At 73.5% G+C, this 19,372-nt stretch carries 14 protein-coding genes; 7 read left to right on the plus strand and 7 right to left on the minus strand.

Features of this window, described 5'->3' with window-relative positions; all coding sequences use genetic code 11:
• Window positions 1–213: 213 nt before the first annotated feature.
• The gene (locus ACTZWW_RS20825; RefSeq protein WP_444782887.1) at window positions 214–1,026 is read right to left on the minus strand and encodes a tetratricopeptide repeat protein; all 813 of its coding nucleotides are present in this window, start codon (window positions 1,024–1,026) and stop codon (window positions 214–216) included.
• Window positions 1,013–2,743: a dihydroxy-acid dehydratase gene (gene ilvD, locus ACTZWW_RS20830; protein ID WP_444782888.1), complete on the minus strand. Its 1,731-nt coding sequence runs from the start codon at window positions 2,741–2,743 to the stop codon at window positions 1,013–1,015. Before ilvD ends, ACTZWW_RS20825 begins: the two co-directional genes overlap by 14 nt.
• A gap of 747 nt (window positions 2,744–3,490) precedes the next feature.
• On the opposite strand from ilvD, the gene ACTZWW_RS20835 reads away from it, so the two are divergent.
• Both ACTZWW_RS20835 and ACTZWW_RS20840 read left to right on the plus strand, forming a co-directional pair.
• Entirely contained in the window at window positions 3,491–4,678 is a 1,188-nt protein-coding gene (locus tag ACTZWW_RS20835) for an efflux RND transporter periplasmic adaptor subunit (protein ID WP_444782889.1), read from the plus strand.
• A complete protein-coding gene (locus tag ACTZWW_RS20840; protein ID WP_444782890.1) occupies window positions 4,675–7,842 on the plus strand; it encodes an efflux RND transporter permease subunit in 3,168 nt (1,055 codons plus the stop codon). Before ACTZWW_RS20835 ends, ACTZWW_RS20840 begins: the two co-directional genes overlap by 4 nt.
• Window positions 7,843–8,029: 187 nt before the next feature.
• Here the strand turns inward: ACTZWW_RS20840 and ACTZWW_RS20845 are convergent, their stop codons facing one another.
• From ACTZWW_RS20845 to ACTZWW_RS20855, 3 genes are all read right to left on the minus strand, one after another.
• Entirely contained in the window at window positions 8,030–9,121 is a 1,092-nt protein-coding gene (locus tag ACTZWW_RS20845) for a DNA recombination protein RmuC (protein ID WP_444782891.1), read from the minus strand.
• A 90-nt stretch (window positions 9,122–9,211) separates the two neighbouring features.
• Entirely contained in the window at window positions 9,212–9,757 is a 546-nt protein-coding gene (locus ACTZWW_RS20850; protein ID WP_444782892.1) for a PRC-barrel domain-containing protein, read from the minus strand.
• A gap of 93 nt (window positions 9,758–9,850) precedes the next feature.
• Window positions 9,851–10,306 (minus strand): PRC-barrel domain-containing protein, encoded by a 456-nt coding sequence (locus ACTZWW_RS20855; RefSeq protein ID WP_444782893.1) that lies wholly within the window; start codon window positions 10,304–10,306, stop codon window positions 9,851–9,853.
• A 215-nt stretch (window positions 10,307–10,521) separates the two neighbouring features.
• On the opposite strand from ACTZWW_RS20855, the gene ACTZWW_RS20860 reads away from it, so the two are divergent.
• From ACTZWW_RS20860 to ACTZWW_RS20875, 4 genes are all read left to right on the plus strand, one after another.
• Window positions 10,522–10,815, plus strand: coding sequence for a BufA1 family periplasmic bufferin-type metallophore (locus tag ACTZWW_RS20860; RefSeq protein ID WP_444782894.1), 294 nt, complete (start codon window positions 10,522–10,524; stop codon window positions 10,813–10,815).
• Between the two features lie 64 nt (window positions 10,816–10,879).
• Window positions 10,880–11,755 carry an MNIO family bufferin maturase gene (gene bufB, locus ACTZWW_RS20865; protein WP_444782895.1) on the plus strand — a complete coding sequence of 292 codons (876 nt, stop codon included), beginning with the start codon at window positions 10,880–10,882 and terminating at the stop codon, window positions 11,753–11,755.
• Window positions 11,739–12,539, plus strand: coding sequence for an HvfC/BufC N-terminal domain-containing protein (locus ACTZWW_RS20870; RefSeq protein WP_444782896.1), 801 nt, complete (start codon window positions 11,739–11,741; stop codon window positions 12,537–12,539). The genes bufB and ACTZWW_RS20870 overlap by 17 nt, the downstream gene beginning before the upstream one ends.
• The gene (locus tag ACTZWW_RS20875) at window positions 12,536–13,024 is read left to right on the plus strand and encodes a DoxX family protein (RefSeq protein ID WP_444782897.1); all 489 of its coding nucleotides are present in this window, start codon (window positions 12,536–12,538) and stop codon (window positions 13,022–13,024) included. The genes ACTZWW_RS20870 and ACTZWW_RS20875 overlap by 4 nt, the downstream gene beginning before the upstream one ends.
• A gap of 9 nt (window positions 13,025–13,033) precedes the next feature.
• Here ACTZWW_RS20875 and ACTZWW_RS20880 read toward each other — a convergent pair whose 3' ends face one another.
• Together ACTZWW_RS20880 and ACTZWW_RS20885 are read right to left on the minus strand one after the other, a co-directional pair.
• Window positions 13,034–13,354, minus strand: coding sequence for a 2Fe-2S iron-sulfur cluster-binding protein (locus tag ACTZWW_RS20880; RefSeq protein ID WP_444782898.1), 321 nt, complete (start codon window positions 13,352–13,354; stop codon window positions 13,034–13,036).
• Between the two features lie 107 nt (window positions 13,355–13,461).
• Window positions 13,462–13,809, minus strand: coding sequence for an Hpt domain-containing protein (locus ACTZWW_RS20885; protein ID WP_444782899.1), 348 nt, complete (start codon window positions 13,807–13,809; stop codon window positions 13,462–13,464).
• A 248-nt stretch (window positions 13,810–14,057) separates the two neighbouring features.
• On the opposite strand from ACTZWW_RS20885, the gene ACTZWW_RS20890 reads away from it, so the two are divergent.
• A partial coding sequence (locus ACTZWW_RS20890) for an apolipoprotein A-IV repeat region-like domain-containing protein (protein ID WP_444782900.1) occupies window positions 14,058–19,372 on the plus strand: 5,315 nt, incomplete at its 3' end.

Here is a 19,372-nt window from a genome sequence, read left to right on the forward strand (position 1 = left end):
AACTGTCAACCACTCAACCGGTCCATTCCGTCAGGGATATATCCGGTCCGAACACACAGCGCACGTCCTCCCCGGAGGGGAGGAGTCCGCGCGCAGCGCGGGCGGTGGGGCCGTTCGAGAGCAAGGCGAGCCGTATCGCCGACCTCCCCACCCTCCGGCCTTCGGCCGTCGTCCTCCCCTGCGGGGAGGAGGCGGGTGGAGGCGATGCCGGCCTCAGCGGTCGGTCTGGAGGTGGCGCTCGAGATAGGCGAGCGCTCCCTGGCGGTCGCTGGCGCTCGCGCCGGCGACGGCGCTGTCGTAGAGATCGGCGATCCAGGCGTCGCGGACCGGATCGGAGGCGTCCCGCGCCAGGGTGAGCCACATCAGGCCCAACGGCCGCTGGCGGGGAACTCCGTCCCCCGCGACGAGCATGTGGCCAAGCACCGCCTGCGCGGCGACGTGGCCCTTCTCGGCGGCGCTGTTGAGCCAGCGCGCGGCCGTGCGGGCGTCGATGGGCACGCCGTTGCCGTCGAGGTAGAGCCGCGCGAGATTGTACTGGGCGTCCGCGTCGCCGAACCAGGAGGCGGCGTAGAAGAACATCTCGTGCGCGCGCGACGCGTTCTGGCGCACATAGGTCCCGGGGATGCCCTCGAGAAAGTAGGCGCCGAGCGAGACGAAGGCGTTCGCGACCACACCTGCCGCCATGGCGTCCGACGCCTGGTCCGCGTGATTGTCGACGATCTTGGAGAAGTACTCGAAGGCCTTGAGGTCGTCGTGGGGGACGCCGTCGCCGGCGGCGTACATGCGCCCGAGCTTCCAGCGTGCGAGCGCGTCGCCCTGCACCGCGGCGTACTCGAGCGCGCGCACCGCGGCGAGCTTGTCGCCGGCGTTGTAGTCGCGCATGCCCGAGCGCAGCGCGTCGTGGACGGAATCCCACGGCGACGCCGCCTCGACGCCCGCCCCGTCCACGGCCCCCGCAGGGGCCGCGAGCAGGGTCAGGCCGAGCACCGCCGCCGCGGCCAGGGATGTCGCGCTAGAGATCCGCATAGCACTGCTTTTCGCCCTTGGCGCCCGGATGGGTCACCGCGCCGTAGCGGGCGGGGCCGACCGTCTGGGCGAATTTCCACACCACGCCGGAGCCGTAGCTCGTCTCGCGCGGCTGCCAGGCCTGCCGGCGGCGGTCGAGCTCCTCGTCGGAGACGTGCACCGCCAGCACCCCGTTGATCGCGTCCATCTCGATGATGTCGCCGTCCTGCAGGAGGCCGATCGGCCCACCCACGGCGGCTTCCGGCCCGACGTGGCCGATGCAGAAGCCGCGCGTCGCGCCCGAGAAGCGCCCGTCGGTGATCAGCGCCACCTTGTCGCCCATGCCCTGGCCGTAGAGCGCGGCGGTGGTCGAGAGCATCTCGCGCATGCCGGGGCCGCCCTTGGGACCCTCGTAGCGGATGACGAGCACCTCGCCCTCCCGGTACTTCCGGTCGCGCACGGCGGCGAAGCACGCCTCCTCGCCGTCGAACACGCGGGCGGGGCCCTTGAACACCTGCTTCTCCGGCGGCATGCCGGCGACCTTCACGATCGCGCCCTCGGGCGCGAGGTTGCCCTTGAGCCCAACGACGCCGCCGGTGACCGTGATCGGCTTGTCGGCCGGGCGCACCACGTCCTGGTCGGGGTTCCACTTCACCGAGGCCATGTTCTCGGCCATGGTGCGGCCCGTGACCGTGAGGCAGTCGCCGTGCATGAAGCCGTGGTCGAGCAGCGTCTTCATCAGGAGCGGGATGCCGCCCACCTCGAACAGGTCCTTGGCGACGTAGCGCCCGCCGGGCTTGAGGTCGGCGATGTAGGGCGTGCGCTTGAAGATCTCGGCGACGTCGAACAGGTCGAAGTCGATGCCGCACTCGTGGGCGATCGCCGGCAGGTGGAGCGCGGCGTTGGTCGAGCCGCCCGAGGCGGCGACGACGACGGCGGCGTTCTCCAGCGCCTTGCGGGTGACGATGTCGCGCGGGCGGATGTTCCGCGCCACGAGCTCCATCACCATCTCGCCCGCGGTCATGCAGAACTGGTCGCGGATCTCGTAGGGCGCGGGCGCGCCGGCGGAGTACGGCAGCGCGAGCCCGATCGCCTCGGAGACGGTCGCCATCGTGTTGGCCGTGAACTGCGCGCCGCAGGCGCCGGCCGACGGGCAGGCGGCCTTCTCGAGCTCGGCGAGGTCGGCGTCCGACATGGCCCCGACGGAGTGCTTGCCCACCGCCTCGAACACGTCCTGCACGGTTACCGGCTGGCCGCGGAACGAGCCCGGCAGGATCGAGCCACCGTAGATGAAGACGGAGGGCACGTTGAGGCGCACCATGGCCATCATCATGCCCGGCAGCGACTTGTCGCAGCCCGCCAGCCCCACGAGCGCGTCGTAGCCGTGCCCGCGCATGGTCAGCTCCACCGAATCCGCGATCACGTCGCGGGACGGGAGCGAGGAGCGCATGCCCTCGTGGCCCATGGCGATGCCGTCGGTGACGGTGATGGTGCAGAACTCGCGCGGCGTGCCGCCCTGGGCGGCGACGCCCTTCTTCACCGCCTGCGCCTGGCGCATGAGGGCGATGTTGCAGGGCGCGGCCTCGTTCCAGCAGGTGGCGACGCCGACGAAGGGCTGGTGGATCTGCTTCTCGGTGAGCCCCATGGCGTAGTAGTACGAGCGGTGGGGCGCCCGGGCGGGCCCCTCCGTGACGTGCCGGCTCGGCAGCTTCGACTTGTCGTACACCCGCTCGGTCATCGCCCTCGTTCCTTCCCACGAACGCCGTCTCGCCAGCCGTCCCGGCCCCGCGCTCAGACGCGGTGCCGGCGGCATGCCTCTCATACGCAAGGCCGGGCGCCCCCGCCAAGAACCGCCACGCTCCCTGCATGCCGCAGAAGGCGTCACCGGACGGTTACCCCGAAGGCTGGCGCGCGGACGCCGGACCGCGCGGGGCAGCGGCTAAACCCTTGAGAAGACGTGCGTTTGTGACGAGCGTGAAGATGCTCCCGGAAAGTGGCGGGATCGCGGCGCGGGGCCCGGCGGGGAGCGGGGTGATGCGCGTTCGGGGGGATGTGTTGCGAGGCGGCAACATTTCGTGAGGTGGCGGGTGGGGCGGCCCGGCGACGAGGCGGATGATGGCCGCCGCCGGTCCCCCCTCTCCCTCCCGACGAGGGAGAGGGGTCGGGGGTGTGCTGCGTGCGGGCGGTCGCGGCGTGAATGCGGTGGCGCCACAAATCGTCGTGACCCGCGTTCGTCGAGCGCTGCACGACGCGCCCGATCCGGCCCCTTCGGAGCCACCTTCCACACCAGCGGGAAGGAACCGGGCGTCGCGGCGGGCCCCCGACGCGGGCCGCGACGAGATCGCCATGGAACCGCGGGTGGGGGCGCACCGTCGTCTCCTCGTCCCCTCGTGCGGGGGCGCCATCGGGGACCGCCCGGACTCGACCCCGCCCGCCCCCGCCAGACCCTGCCGCACCCCGCGCCGCACACGTCCCGGACCCGTTCATGAGCAAGTCGACCCTCATCGCGGCGGCCGTCGCCGTCGCCCTCGTCGCCTGGATCGCCTCCGGCTATCTCCTGGGCGACGCCGAGCCGAGGCCCGAGCCGGTCGCGCCCGGGGCCGCGCGCGAGCCCTTCCCGGTCGAGGTGCGCCGCTCGCGGGCGGAGCCCGTCACCCGCGCGCTCCTCAACCAGGGCGAGGTCCTGCCCGACCGGACGGTGACGCTGCGCGCGGAGGTCGCCGGGCGGCTCGCGGAGATCGCGGCGCCGGAGGGCACGAGGGTGGAGGAAGGCGCGGTCGTCGCGCGCATCGACGCCGGCGACCTTCCGGCGCGGCGCGACGAGGCGCAGGCGCTCGTCGACCAGGCGCAGGCCGACTACGACGCCTTCCTCGAGCTCGAGGACCGCGGCGTCACCACCCAGGCGCAGCTGCGCGAGCGCTTCACGGCGCTGCAGTCCGCCCGCGCCTCGCTCGAGCGCATCGCCCGCGAGATCGAGAACCTGACGATCGAGGCGCCCTTCGCCGGCATCGTCAACGAGGTCGCGATCGACGAGGGCGAGTTCGTGACGGTGAACGCCCCCGTCGCGACGCTCATCGACAACGACCCGCTCGTCGTCGCCATCGACGTGCCCCAGCAGAGCATCGGCGACGTCGCCGTCGACCGCCCGGCGCAGGTGCGCTTCGTCACCGGCGAGACCGCGGAGGGCGTCGTCTCCTACGTGTCCGCCGCCGCCGATCGCGAGACGCGCACGTTCCGGGTCGAGATCCGTGTGCCGAACCCCGACGGGTCCGTGCCGTCCGGCATCAGCGCCGAGACGCGCATCCCGATCGAGCAGGTGCCCGCCCATTTCTTCTCGCCGGCGCTGCTTTCGCTGTCGAGCGAGGGGCGGCTCGGGGTGAAGACCGTCGGCGAGGAGGGCGTCGTCGCCTTCCACGTCGTCGACATCGTGCAGGCGCGGGCGCAAGGGGTCTACGTCTCGGGGCTCCCCGACGAGATCGCGCTGATCACGGTGGGCCAAGGCTTCGTCGTCGAGGGCGAGCGCGTGCGCGCCGTCGCGGCGCAGGAGATCGACTTGGTGGAGCAGCCGGGCGCCTCGCTGCCGCAGGATGCGCTGCCGCTCGGCGACGTCCCGACACCGCAGGCGCCGCCCCTCGCGCCGGAGCCGGCCCCCCCCGCGGAGGCCGCGCGATGAACGCGATCGTCGACGCCGCCTTCTCGCGCACCCGCACCGTGGTGATGCTCCTCGTCCTCGTCCTCGTGGTGGGGGCGGTGTCGTACGTGGCGATCCCCAAGGAGAGCTCGCCGGACGTGCCGATCCCGATCGTCTACGTCTCGGTGGCCTACGAGGGCATCGCGCCCGAGGACGCCGAGCGGCTGCTGCTGCGTCCGCTCGAGAGCGAGCTCCAGTCGATCGAGGGGCTCGACGAAATGAGCGCCACGGCGGCGGAGGGCTACGCCTCCGTCCAGCTCGAGTTCGAGGCCGGCGGAAACCCCGACGAGGCGCTCGACGCCGTGCGGGAGGCCGTCGACCGCGCCCGGCCGGAGCTCCCCGCCGGCGCGGAGGAGCCGGTCGTGCAGGAGGTCAACGTCGCGCTGTTCCCGATCCTGACGATCGTCCTCTCGGGCCCGCTGCCGGAGCGCGCCCTCGTCTCCATCGCCAACGACCTCCAGGACCGCATCGAGGGCCTCGCCGGCGTGCTCGAGGTCGACATCGGTGGGGACCGCGAGGAGTTGCTGGAGATCCTCATCGATCCCGTCACGCTCGAGACCTACGGGCTCTCGTTCGAGGGGCTCGTCCAGCAGATCCAGCGCAACAACCGGCTCATCGCCGCGGGGGCGCTGGAGACGAGCGCGGGGCGCATCGTGCTGAAGGTGCCCGGCGTCATCGAGGACATCGAGGACGTGCTCTCGCTGCCGGTGAAGGTGGTGGGCGACACGGTCGTGACCTTCGCCGACGTCGCCGTGCCGCGGCGAACCTTCCGCGACCCGCAGGGCTTCGCGCGCATCGACGGACAGGCCGCGGTGGCGCTCGAGGTGAAGAAGCGCATCGGCGCCAACATCATCGAGACGGTGGAGGACGTCCGCGCGCTCGTCGCCGAGCGCCGGGAGGGCTGGCCGGCGGCGCTGTCGGTCTCCTACCTGCAGGACGAGAGCGAGCAGATCCGCACCATGCTCGGCGACCTGCAGAACAACGTGCTCTCGGCGATCGTCATCGTCATGATCGTCATCATCGCGACGCTCGGCCTGCGCACCGCCTTCCTGGTGGGCCTGTCGATCCCGGGCGCGTTCCTCGCCGGCATCGTGGCGCTCTATTTCCTCGGCTACACGCTCAACATCGTCGTCCTGTTCTCGCTCATCCTCGTCGTCGGCATGCTCGTCGACGGCGCCATCGTGACGACGGAGCTCGCGGACCGGCGCATGGCGGAGGGCGCCGAGCCGCGCGCGGCCTATGCGGAGGCCGCCAAGCGCATGGCCTGGCCGATCGTCTCGTCCACCGCGACGACGCTCGCGGTGTTCGTGCCGCTGCTGTTCTGGGGCGGGGTCGTCGGCGAGTTCATGAAGTTCCTGCCGATCACGGTGATCCTGACGCTCGCCGCCTCGCTCGCCATGGCGCTCGTGTTCATCCCCGTGCTCGGCGGCGTCTTCGGACGTCCCGGCGCCCAGAGCGCGCGCCAGCTCGCGGCCCTGCGCGCGGCCGAGAGCGGGGATCTGGAGGCGATCGGCGGCGGCACCGGCGCCTACCTGCGCACCCTGCGCGCCGCCGTGCGCCGGCCGGCGCTGACGCTGGCGTGCGCCTTCGCGCTCCTGGTCGGCGCGATCGCCGCCTACGGCGCCTTCGGCCGCGGCGTCGAGTTCTTCCCGTCGGTGGAGCCCGACTTCGCGCAGATCCAGGTCCAGGCCCGCGGCAACCTCTCGATCTGGGAGAAGGACGCGCTCGTCCGCCGGGTCGAGCAGCGCGTGCTGGAATTGCCGGCCTTGGAGCACGTCTACGCCCGCACCATCGGCGGCGCCGGCGGGGGGCGCCAGCTCGGCGAGGACGTGATCGGCGTGATCCAGCTCGACCTGCGCGACTGGGACGTGCGCCCGCCCGCCGCCGAGATCCTCGCCGACATCCGCGCGCGCACCGCCGACATCCCCGGCATCCGCCTCGAGGTCCGCGAGCAGGAGGGCGGACCCGCGCAGGGCAAGCCCGTCGAGCTGCGGGTCACGGGCCGCGACGGGAGCGGCGAGCTCGCTTCGGCGGTCGAGACCGTGCGCGCCGAGATGGAGCGGCTCGGCGGATTCGTCGACGTCGCCGACACGCGCCCGCTGCCCGGCGTCGAGTGGGAGCTCGCCGTCGATCGCACCCAGGCGGCGCGCTACGGGGCGGACGTGACGCTGCTCGGCCAGGCGGTGCAGCTCTTCACCGCCGGGCTGAAGGTGGCCGAGTACCGGCCCGAGACCGCCGACGGCGAGGTCGACATCCGCGTGCGCTTCCCCACGACCGACCGCAGCCTCGCCCAGCTCGAGCAGTTCCGCATCCCGACCTCGCAGGGGCTCGTTCCGATCCGCAACTTCGTCGAGTTCCGGCCGGCGCCGCGAACCGGCACGCTCCAGCGCGTCGACGGCCGGCGGGTGGTGACGGTGAGCGCCGACGTCTCCGAGGGCCTGCTCGCCAGCGAGCGCATCGAGGCGCTGCGCGCCGCGCTCGACGGCGCGGATCTGCCCGAGGGCGTCCAGATCGTGTTCGCGGGGCAGGACGAGGAGCAGCGCGAGGCGGGGCTCTTCCTGGGGCAGGCCTTCGCGGCGGCGATCTTCCTGATGCTGATCATCCTCGTCACGCAGTTCGACAGCCTCTACCAGGCCGGCCTCGTGCTGTCGGCGATCGTCTTCTCGACGGCGGGCGTGCTGCTCGGGCTCCTGGTGACGGGGCGGCCCTTCGGCGTGGTGATGGGCGGCATCGGCGTGATCGCGCTCGCGGGCATCGTCGTGAACAACAACATCGTGCTCATCGACACCTACAACGATCTCCTGAAGCGCGGTCTCGACCCCGTCGACGCCGTCCTGCGCACCGGCGCGCAGCGCCTGCGCCCGGTCCTGCTCACCTCGGCGACGACGGTGCTCGGCCTGATGCCGATGGTGCTGGGCGTCAACGTCGACATCGTCGGCCGCCAGGTCCTCGTCGGCGCGCCCTCGACGCAATGGTGGACCGAGCTCGCGAGCGCCATCGCCGGCGGGCTGACCTTCGCCACCGTGCTCACGCTGATCCTCACGCCGGCGATGCTGGTGATGGGGGCGCGGATCGGGGCGCGCTGGCGACGCTTCAGGGAGCGGCGGCGGACGGGCGGGGAGCCGGTCGGCGACGCCGCGGAGTGATCGAACGGCCCCACCGCCCGCGCTTCGCGCGGACTCCTCCCCTGCGGGGAGGAAGCGGCGTCGCGCATGTGGCGAACGGCGAACGACAGCCGCGACCCGCCTCCTCCCCGCAGGGAAGGACGGAGGCCGCGGGCCGGAGGGTGGGGAGGACGGCGACGCCGCTCGCCGGCACGGGCGAGCGGTCTCCCTACTCCGCCGCGAACAGATCCCCCTCCCCTTCCTCGAAATCCAGCGCCTCGATCCGCCGCCCCCGCCGCCGGATCTTCTCCGTCGACGTCCGTATTCCGGCGACGTCGTCCTGGGCCTGGCGGAAATGCTGGTCGAGCTTGGCCACGCGCTCGTCGAGGCGCACGACGTCAGCGACGAGGCGAGCGACCTCGGTCTGGATGACGCGGGCCTCCTCGCGCACCCGCGCGTCGCGGGCCAGCGACTGCACGACCTGGATCGCCAGCGCGAGCAGCGCCGGGGAGACGATGACGACGCGGGCGCGGTGGGCGCGCTCGACGAGCTCGGGGAAGTGCTCCTGGAGGTCGGCGTACAGGCTCTCGGCGGGCACGAACATCAAGGCGACGTCCTGCGTCTCGCCGGGGATCAGGTACTTGCCCGCGATGTCCTGGACGTGGCGCCCGATGTCCGCGCGCACACGCTGCGCGGCCCGTCCACGGGCCTCCGGCGAGGCGGCGTCGCGCCAGGCGGTGAAGCCTTCGAGCGGGAACTTCGCGTCGATCACGAGGCCACGGGCGTCTCCCGGCAGGCGCACGAGGCAATCGGGGCGCACGCCGGTGGAGAGCGTCGCCTGGAAGGCGAAGGCGCCGGCGGGCAGGCCGTCGCGCACGATGGCCTCCATCCGGCCCTGCCCCCAGGCGCCGCGGGCCTGCTTGCTGGCCAGAACCTTCTCCAGGCTGCCGACCTGGGCGGTGAGCGCGCCGAGGTTCTTCTGCGCGGCGTCGATCACCGCGAGTCGGGCGTTGAGCTTGGACAGGTTCTCCGCCTGCGCCGCCGAGCCGCGCTCGATGCGCTCGGCGAGCATTCGCGCGAAGTCGCCCTGGCGCGAGCCGAACACCTCGGTGAAGGAGGTCATCCGCCCGGTCATCTCCGCCTGGCGCCGGGCGATCTCGGCCATGGTCGCGGCGAGCGCCTCGCGCTCGCGCCTCAGCCGGCGGGTCGCCAGCACGAGGTGGACGAGGCAGACGAGCGCGAAGGCCCCCGCGGCCGCGGCGAGCGCCGCAGGATCGAGGGCCGCGAGGCGGGCGAGGAGGGTTTCGGGCACGTCGGTCATGGCGCGGGAGCCTACCCGCGGATTGCGAACGAAGGCTGAACGGGAGCCGCCGGCTCGCTCGCGACTTCGGCGGCCGGCGTCAGCGGTCGCTCAGCCGCCGGCCTCCGTCTCGTCGGTGTCGAGGCCGAGCGGACCCTGCACCTCGAGCCGCGGGTAGTCCGCCCAGCGCTGGACGACGCCCGGAAGGTTGCGGATGTCCTCCTCCGTCACGCCGCGGACGTAGAAATCGTCGCCGCGCTGCGTCACGCGCGCGAGCGGCAGCGCCACCTTGCGCTCGTCCAGCCCGAGGAACCCGCCGTGGTCGAAGACGACCCAGCGCTCCCGGTCGGGGCCGAGCACGATCTTGTCGACCGTGCCGATGATGTCGCCGGACGGCGCGCGCAGCGGCGCGCCCTCGAAGTCGACGATGGTCAGCGGCCCCCGGCTCTCGTTCGCGCGCGGAGGCAGGCGGTAGTCGTCGCCGAGCTGTCGCAGGGCGTCGGAAGAACCGCCGCGCTCCTCGAACCCCTGCTCGCGGGGCGGCGGCCGGTCGGGCGGGTTTCCGAGATCGCCCTGCGCTCCGGCCGGAGCGGCGAGGAGGAGGGCCGCGAGCGCGCCCGCGAGGGGCGCCGTCTTGGAGATGCGATGATGTGTCATGGAGATCAAAGCGAGCGGCCGCCCGGGGTTCCGGGCGGCCGCCGCAGGCGCGATGCGCCGTTCCTCGCGCGAGACCGCGCGGGCGGGGACGGATCAGTCCATCATGCGCATCTCGATCGGGTCGGCGCCGCCGAGCACGGTGTAGCCGGCGTCGCCCTCCTCGTACTCGGCCATCTGCTCGAGCTCGTCCTCGGTCATCGACACGAGAACCAGGCCCTCGTCGCCGCGGGCGGCGAAGCGGTCCATCGGGATCGCGACGTCGTCGTCGCCGATGCCGAGGAAGCCGCCGACCTCGAGCACGATGTAGTGGGTGCCGTCGGCGCCGACGACGACCTCCTCGACCTCGCCGATCTCCTCGCCGTTGGCGCCCCAGACCTCGACGTCGTCGAGATCGTCGGCGGTGGCGAAGACGGACGAGATGCCGAGCGCGCCGGTCGTCGCCTCGGGGGCGGTGTCGACGGCCATCTGGGCCTGCGCCGGGAGGGTCGTGAGGGCGGTGGCGGCGGCGAGCGCCATGGCGGTGCCGAGCGCGGTGCGGAACATGGTCATGAAAAATCTCCTGCTTCGAGAACGCCACGCCGATGCGTGGCGGGTTCCGGGGGCGAACGCCCGGGGCCTGGAGAGGTTTCAGAGCGGATCACGGATGCGTGAGCGGCGTAACGCGCCATGCGCGGGGCGCGAAGCTGGGTTGCGGCACGGACGAGACGGGCCGCACCGAGACGCGATCCGCAGACGAACCGCATCGAACCAGAGGGATACCGACCATGACGCCCAAGATGACCGCCAAGACCAAGCTCGCCCTCGCTGGCACCGTCGCCGCCGCCCTCTCCCTCGCCTCCGCGCCGTCCTTCGCGCAGTCCGGCGACATGGAGAAGTGCTTCGGCGTGGCGCTCGCGGGCGAGAACGACTGCGCCGCCGGGCCGGGCACGACCTGCGCCGGCACCTCCACCGTCGACTACCAGGGCAACGCGTGGTCGCTCGTGCCGGCCGGTACCTGCGAGAGCATCGAGACCCCCCTCGGCAAGGGCTCGCTCACCGAGATCCAGCGCCCGGCGTGATGAGGCCATCCCCGGGGCGGTCGACGACGGCCCCGGGGTTTCCGACGAGAGAGGGAGCCGCGTCATGACCAAACTGCCGAGGGACGCCGGCATCGGCTTCAAGGCCCTGCACTACGAGGCGATCCTGGAGGAGCGCCCCGCGCTCGGCTTCCTCGAGGTGCACGCCGAGAACTACATGGGCGCCGGCGGGCCGGCGCATGCGCGGCTGTCGCGGCTGCGGGCGGACTACGCGCTCTCGATCCACGGCGTCGGCCTCTCGATCGGCGGGCCGGGCCCGCTCGACGAGGCGCATCTCGCCCGGGTGAAGGCCCTGTGCGACCGCTACGCGCCCGAGAGCTTCTCCGAGCACCTCGCCTGGTCGAGCCACGAGGGCGCCTATCTCGACGACCTCCTGCCGCTGCCCTACACGGACGAGACGCTGCGTCTCGTCTGCGACCATGTCGACCGGGTGCAGGAGCGGCTCGGGCGGCGCATGCTGCTCGAGAACCCGTCGAGCTACCTCGCCTTCGAGGCCTCCACCTTCGAGGAGGCCGCCTTCCTCGCCGAGATCGCCCGTCGCACGGGCTGCGGGCTGCTGCTCGACGTCAACAACGTCTTCGTCTCGGCCACGAACCACGAGACGACGCCGCGGGCCTATATCGACGCCTTCCCGCTCGAGGCGGTGGGCGAGATCCACCTCGGCGGTCATGCCGAGGAGGAGATCGACGGCGCGCCCTTCCTCATCGACGCTCACGGCACGCCGGTCGCCGACCCGGTCTGGGCACTCTTCGAGGACGTGATCGCCCGCACCGGCCCGCTGCCGACGCTGGTGGAGTGGGACAACGACGTGCCGGACTTCCCCGTCCTCTACGCGGAGGCGGCGCGGGCGCGCAGCGTGCTGCTGCGCCATGGCTCTCAGATTTCGCATGGCGGGGGGATGGCCCATGCCCGCGCCGGGTGAGATGGCCCGCTTCGCCGGCGAGGCGCGCCGGGCGATCCTCGCGGGCGGCGCCGCGCTCCCGCAGGGCCTGACCGCGCGCGACGCGGCACAGGTGGCACGGCGCTTCGCGGTCTATCGCAACAACGTGACGGTCGGCCTCGTCGAGGCGCTGGCGACGCGCTTCCCCGTGGTGCGGCGGCTCGTCGGCGACGCCTTCTTCCAGGGCGCGGCGCGGGTCTTCCTGGCGCAGCACCCGCCGCGCTCGCCGGTCATGACCTTCTACGGCGACGCCTTCCCCGATTTCCTCGCCGGCTTCCCGCCCGCCGCCTCCCTGCCCTACCTGCCGGACGTCGCCCGCCTCGAGGCGGCCCGCACCCACGCGTACCACGCCGCGGATTCGCGGCCGCTCGCGGCGGAGGATCTCGCCGCCGTGTCAGAGCGCGACCCGGCGCGGTGGGGCCTCTCGCCGCATCCGGCCCTGCGGATCGTCGCCTCGGCGCATCCCGCCGTCGCGATCTGGGTGATGAGCCAGCCGGGCGCGACGCCCGGCCCCCTCGCCTCCCGGGAGCCGCAGACCGCGCTCGTCGCGCGCCCGCATCTGGACGTGCGCGTCGTCGCGGCGGAGCCCGGCGAGGCCGCGTTCCTCTCGGCCTGCGGGCGCGGCGCCTGCTTCGCCGACGCCGTCGGGGCCGCGCTCGCGACCGCTCCCGCCTTCGATCCGGCCCGGGCGCTCGCCCGCGTCCTCGCGCACGGCCTGAGCGCCGGCGTCACCCTTCTCGAGACCGAAATGGAAGAGCCGTCATGACCGCCTCGTCGCAGAACACCGCCGCGCCCCCCGCGTCCGCGCCTGGCGGGCTCGCGAGTCTCGTCTCCCGCGCGACCGGCGCGATGGAGCGCCTTCCCTGGTCCGTCCCGGCGGTGGCGCTGCGGATCTTCCCCGCCGCCGTGTTCTGGCAGTCAGGCCGCACCAAGGTGGAGGGCTTCGGGCTCGCGGATTCGACGGTCTTCCTCTTCGAGCACGAATATGCGCTGCCGGTGATCGACCCGGCGCTCGCCGCCTACCTCGCGACGGCGGCGGAGCACGTGTTCCCGGTGCTACTCGTGCTGGGCCTGGCCACGCGCGTCTCGGCGCTGGCGCTCCTCGTGATGACCCTCGTCATCCAGGTCTTCGTCTATCCCGGCGCGTGGGTGACGCACGGCCTGTGGGCGGCCTGCTTCCTGGCGCTGATCGCGAAGGGTCCCGGCGCGCTCTCGCTCGACCGGTTGATCGCGCGGCGGGCGGCCGCTTGACGACGCGGCTCAGCCCTGGCGCGCGGGGGTGCGAACGGTGAGCCCGTCGAGGTCCTCGCGCACGCGGATCTGGCAGGAGAGGCGCGAGCTCGGCTTCACGTCGAAGGCGAAGTCGAGCATGTCCTCCTCCATCGGCTCGGGATCGCCGACCTTCTCGCGCCAGGCGTCCTCCACGTAGACGTGGCAGGTGGCGCAGGCGCAGGCCCCGCCGCACTCGGCCTCGATGCCCGGCACGCCGTTGCGCACCGCGGCCTCCATCACGGTGGAGCCCGGCTCGGCCTCGACGGTGCGCGCCTCGCCCTCGACGTCGATGAAGGTGATCTTGGCCATGGGGTCTCCGGGATGGGGCGGCGGCGCCACGCAGGGGTCGAGCAGGGGTTATGTGCGCCCCGGAAGTGTGCGCTCGCGCGCGTGCTGTCAAGCACGAGCTCGGCGGCTCAGCCCCCGGTGTCACCCATTTCCGCAACGGTCCGCGCGATCGCCCCGCGGGTGAGCGCGACCGCGTCCGCAAGCCCCGCCAGCTCACCGGAGATCCCACGGCCGGCGCGCAATCCGTGCTCGCACGCCTCGGCGCAGGCGGCGACCCTCAGGGCACCGACACCGCGCGCGGACCCCTTCAACGTGTGCGCGGCGTCGATGCGTGCGCCCGTCTCGGGCGCCTCGGCGACGAGCGGCGGCAGCCGATCGAGCTGTCCCTCGAACAGGCCGAGCACCTCGCGCGCCAGGTCCGCGTCGCCGAAGGTCTGCGCGTCGAGATGGGCGCGATCGAGAAGAGGCGTGTCCACAGGCTTTCGGTGCTCCGGCGGGCGATCTCCCCCAAGCCTTCCAAGGGCCGGTAACCATAGCGTTAACGAAAACCTAAGAACGCGGAGACGGCCGGGTTTCCCAAAGCCACGCGCGTGTCTACAGTCGCCCGCAAGATCGCGGTGGTGCGTCGACGGCCAGGAGGCGGGCCGGAGGTCGTACGAGGCGGGCGGACGCCGATCGAGGCGTGCGCCCTCCGCCGCGGAAGTTGCGTTATCGAGGCGGCGACATGGCGACTGAGAAGAAGCTCCAGGATCGGACCGAGGCCGCGTTGTCGGCGATCGAGCAGGCGCTGAACCTGGAGAAGCCCGGGAGCGATCCCGCGCGGCCCGAGGGCGCCGGGACCGAGACGCAGGCGCAGGGCTCCGCGTCCGCCGAGCGCGCACCGTCCCCCGACGAGGCGCGAATCGCCGAGGTGCGGGCGAGCTTCGCCGAGGAGCTGCGGCTGCCCGAGGTCCGCGAGGACGAGCTGATGCGAACCTCCGGCAAGGCGGAGGCCGCCCAGGAGCCCGCGAGCACCGCCGTCGCCGAGCCGGGCGCGCAATCGGGCGAGCCCCTCGCCTTCGGCCCCGACACGTCCCGCGTCGCCAACGACGACCGCGCCCACGTCGGCGCGCTGATGCAGGCGCTCCAGGCGCGGCCCTCCCGCAAGCCCTACGCCTGGGCCGGCGCGGCCTCGCTGGCGTGGATGGTCGGGCTCGTCGCCATGGCGGCAGCCGAGGCGGGCCTCGACGCGCTCCTGGGCCCGTGGACGCCCGGCGAGCTCGCGGTCGCGCTCGTCCTCGTGCTCGCGCCGGTCACCTTCCTGTTCACGGCCGCGATCCTGACCGTCCGCTCGCAGGAGATGAAGCTCGTCGCCCGCTCGATCCGCGAGGTGGCGATGCGGCTCGGCCAGCCCGAGACCTTCTCCACCGACGCCGTGCAGACCGTCTCGCAGGCGGTGCGCCGCGAGGTCGCCGCCGTCGGCGACGGAATCGAGCGCGCGCTGGCCCGCGCCGGCGAGCTCGAGACGCTGGTGCGCTCCGAGATCGCGACGCTCGAGCGCGCCTATTCCGACAACGAGATCCGCATCCGCTCGCTGGTCGACGAGCTCGTCGCCCAGCGCGAGGCGATCGTGACCAACGCCGAGCGCGTGCGCGGCGCCATCGCCGGCTCGCACCAGGCCTTCTCGGCCGACCTCGAGACCGCGAGCCAGCGCATCGTCGAGGCGATCGGCGCCACCGGCGAGCGGGTCTCCGGCTCGCTCGACGCACAGGGCGCCTCGATCACGGTCGCGCTCGGCCGCGCCGGCGAGCGGGTCGTCGAGGACATCGCGCTCCGCGGCGACGAGCTGGTCGCGCGCCTCGCGGGCGCGGCGGACGACATCAAGGCCGGCGTCGCCGCGACCGGCGACGACCTCACCCGCGCCCTCGACGAGCGCGCCCGCGCACTGACCGCCGGCCTCGGCGAGAGCGCGGACGCCGTCACGCAGAGCCTCTCGCTCACCGGCGAGACCGTCGTCGCCTCCCTCGGCCGCCAGGGCGAGGAGATGCGCTGCGCCTTCGAGCGCACGGCGCAGACGCTGGAGGAGAGCTTCGTCGCCCGCGGCGCCGAGCTCGACGCCCGCCTCGCCAGGACAGGGGAGACCGTCTCCGCCGACATCGCGGCGCGGGGCGACGAGATCGGCGCGCGGCTGGAGAGCGCCGGGGAGAGCATCGCCGCTGGCGGCGACGCGGCGCGCGCGCGGATCGAGGATGCGGCCGGCCTTCTCGTCGCCTCCCTCTCCGAGCGCGGCGACGCGCTGGCGGAGCGGCTGGAAGGGACGGGCGAGCGTCTCGCCGATCTCATCGACGCGCGCGCCGGCGCCGCGACGAGCGCCATCGAGCGCGCGTCCGAGGACGTCGCGGGCACGCTCGCGAGCCGCACGGACGCCTTCCGCACCGCCTTCGACGACGCGGCGGCGGCGCTCTCCGTGGCGCTCGGTGCCCATCAGGAGGCCTTCGGCCGCAGCGTCACCGAGCACGAGCAGGCGCTCGCGCGCGCCCTCGAGGACGGTGCGAGCCGCACCCGCGCGGATCTCGCCGACACCGGCCGCGAGGTGGTGCGCGCCATCACCACGCAGGGCCTGCGCATCAACGAGGCGCTGCAGAAGACCGCCGAGGGCCTGAACGAGACGGTCGGCGCCCGCGGCGGCGAGCTCGACGCCCTGCTGGCCGAGCGGCTCGCCGGCTTCGAGAGCGTCATCGTCGAGCGCGGCGGCGCGCTGGCCGAGCGGCTCGGCGCCACCGCGCAGGAGATCGACGGATCGATCTCCGACAAGCTCGGCCGCCTGGAGGCGACCATCGTCGAGCGCGGCGGCGACCTGGCCGAGCGCTTCGGGCGCGACGTCGAGATCTTCGCGAGCGTCGTCGTCGACCGCTTCGGCGAGATCGACCGCGTCATCAACGTCCAGGGCGCCGCGCTGGCGGAGACGCTGGCGCAGAGCGCGCGGGCGGCCACCGAGACGATCGAGCAGCAGCTCGCCGCACTCGAGTCCCGCTCGCAGACGCGCGCGCTCGAGATCACCGCCACGTTCGACGAGCTCGTCGCCAAGGTCGACCAGAGCCTGGGCGCGCGATCGAGCGCGCTCAACGAGGCGCTCGTAGTGCGCACCGGCGAGATGGCGCGCGTGCTCGCCGAGGGCGGGCGCGAGGTCGCCCGCTCGCTGGAGACCCGCGCCGCCGAGATCGGCGACATCGTCGCCGCCCGCTCCGCCGCGCTCTCCGAGACTCTGTCCGGCAAGGCGGCGGAGATCAACGCCGTGCTCGGCGGGCGCGCCGAGGAGATCGCGCAGACGCTCGACAGCCGCGTCGCCGATCTCGAGACCCGCGTCGTGGGCCGCCTCGAGACCGTCGCCGAGACGCTCGACGCCCGCGGCCGCGCCATCGACGAGACGCTGGAGGCCCGCGCCGAGTCGCTCGCGGCGATCTACGACGCGAGCGGCAAGGCCATCGACGAGACGCTCGCCGCCCGCGGCGAGGCTCTCGCCACCCTGTTCGACACCCGCGCCCGCGAGGTCGCGCAGACCCTCGACGCGCGCACCGACGGGCTCGCCCGCGTCTTCGACGAGAAGGGCGCGCTCATCGCCAGCACGCTCGAGGCCCGCGGCCGCGAAGCGGCGGAGGCGCTCGACGCCCGTACCCGCGAGGTCGCCGCCTCGCTGGGCAACCGCATGGGCGAGATCGCCTCGCTGCTGTCCGAGTCGAGCCGCTCGCTCGCCTCCGTGATCGACGAGCGCGGCGAGGCCGTCGTCGGCACGCTCAGCGCCCGCATGGGCGAGATCCGCGCGCTCTTCGACGATCGCACCGGCACCTTCGCCGCCCTGCTCGACGAGCAGGGCCGGCGCATGCTCGACACGCTCGGCACCCGGATGGAGGAGGCCACCGCCCTCCTCGACGATCGCACCGGCACGCTCACCGGCCTGCTCGACGACCGCACCGCGACCTTCGCCGGCCTCGTCGACGACCGCGGCCAGGGGCTCGTCGACGCGCTCGGCGGCAAGCTGAACGAGACCGCGACGCTCCTCGACGCGCGCTCCAAGCTGTTCGCGAGCCTGCTCGACGAGCGCGGCGAGCGGCTCGTGGCGACGCTCGGCGCCCGGGTCGGCGAGATCGAGGAGCTGCTGACGTCCGGCGGCGAGCGTCTCGGCGCCGGGCTCGACCAGCGCGGCGAGGTTCTCATCGGCAGCCTGGAGGAGCGGATCGGCCGCGTCGAGGCCCTGTTCGACGAGCGCGGCGCGCGCCTCGGCGAGGCGCTGGAGCGCAGCGGCGAGGCCCTCGTGGGCGGCCTGGAAAGCCGGATCGACAGGATGGGCACGCTCTTCGACGAGCGCGGCGCGGCGCTCGGCGTCTCCCTCGCCAAGACCGGCGAGGCTCTCGTCGGCGGGCTCGAGGCGCGCATCGGGCGTGTCGAGACCCTGTTCGCGGACGGCGAGGCGCGGCTGGGCACCACGCTCGACCAGCGCGGCGAGGCGCTGCTCGGCCAGCTGGAGACCAAGGTCGGCCGCGTCTCGGCGCTGTTCGACCGCGGCGGTGCCACCATCGCCGAGATCCTCGACAAGCGCTCGGATGCGATCATCGTGTCCATGGGCGAGAACATCGACCGCATGACGGGCGTGCTCGACGGGCGTGCCAGCGCGCTGACGCGCTCGCTCGACGAGCGCACCGGCGCCGTGGCGCACCTGATCGAGGAGCGCGGCGACGCGCTCGTGGGGGCGCTCGGGCATCGGCTCGGCGATCTCGAAGGCCTCATCGACGGCCGCGGAGGCGCGCTCGTCGCGGCGCTCGGCGCCCGCGCCGACGCGATCGGCCGAGACGTCGAGGCGCTGTCGCGCCAGCTGACGGAGTCGCTGGGCTCGCAGAGCCGCGACCTGCTCGAGGGCCTGCGCAGCCAGGGCGCCGCGCTGGAGGAGGCCTGGAGCCAGTCCAACCAGGCGCTGCGCACGAGCCTCGACGAGGGCACCCGCGAGGCGGTGACGACGCTCGTCTCCACGAACGAGCGCATCCGCACCGAGCTCGGCGGCGTGCTGCTGCGCCTCCACGACGCCAACCGCGCGCTGCGCGACGTCGCCGGTGCGACGGCGGGCAGCCTCGGCGAGGTCGAGCAGGCGCTCGGCGGGCGGGCGCAGGAGATCGCGCGCCTGATCGAGGACGTCGCGCGCCAGACCCGCGACGCGGCCGAGCGCGTCGAGCATCAGGTCGCGGCGCTCGGCGCCGTTTCCGGCGGCGCGATCCGCGAGGCGGGCGAGCTCGCCGTCCTGCTCGACGAGCGCGGCCGCAGCGTCTCAGACTCGACCCGCGACCAGCTCGCCGCCCTCACCGAGGCGACGGGCGCCCTCGAACGGCTCGAAAACCGCCTCGACGGGACGCTGGGCGAGCGCTCGCAGGCGCTGGAATCCCTGCTGGCGCGCATCGAGGAGCGCTCGGACGAGATCGAGCGGGCCACGCGCGCCTTCTCGGGCCTGATCGAGGGCTCGCTCGCCCAGGCCGAGACCCGCGCGCGCGACATCGGCAACGTGCTCGCCGCCACCGCGGAGAGCACGACGAAGGCGATCGACGGCGAGTTCGAAAAGATCCGGGCCGCCACGGGCGACCAGCGCACGCGCACCGCGCTCGCCATCCGCGACGCCTACGGCGAGGTCGCGGCGGACATGAACGCGGCTCTCGAGGGCGCCGCCGGGCGCTTCCGCGACGCGGCCGACGAGCTGCGCGCCATGACGGCGCGCATCCACGAGGAGCTCGAGAGCACCCGCGCGGAGCTGCGGCGCGGGGTGCTGGAGCTGCCGAAGGAGACGGAGGAGAACGCCGCCGCCATGCGCCGCGTCGTCTCCGACCAGATCAAGGCCTTGAACGAGCTGGCCTCGCTCGTGAGCCGCTCGAACAAGGCGGTGGACACGATCTCCGCCGAGGCGGCGCAGGCGAGCGCTGCCGGGGCGCATCGCGCGGTCGCCGGCGCGGCCGGCGGGGCGGTGAGCGCGGCACAGGCCACCTGGCAGACGGCGGCGGTGAGCGCGGCGGCCGGGAGCCC

The organism is Salinarimonas sp. NSM, assembly GCF_052380005.1.
GTDB lineage: Bacteria > Pseudomonadota > Alphaproteobacteria > Rhizobiales > Beijerinckiaceae > Salinarimonas.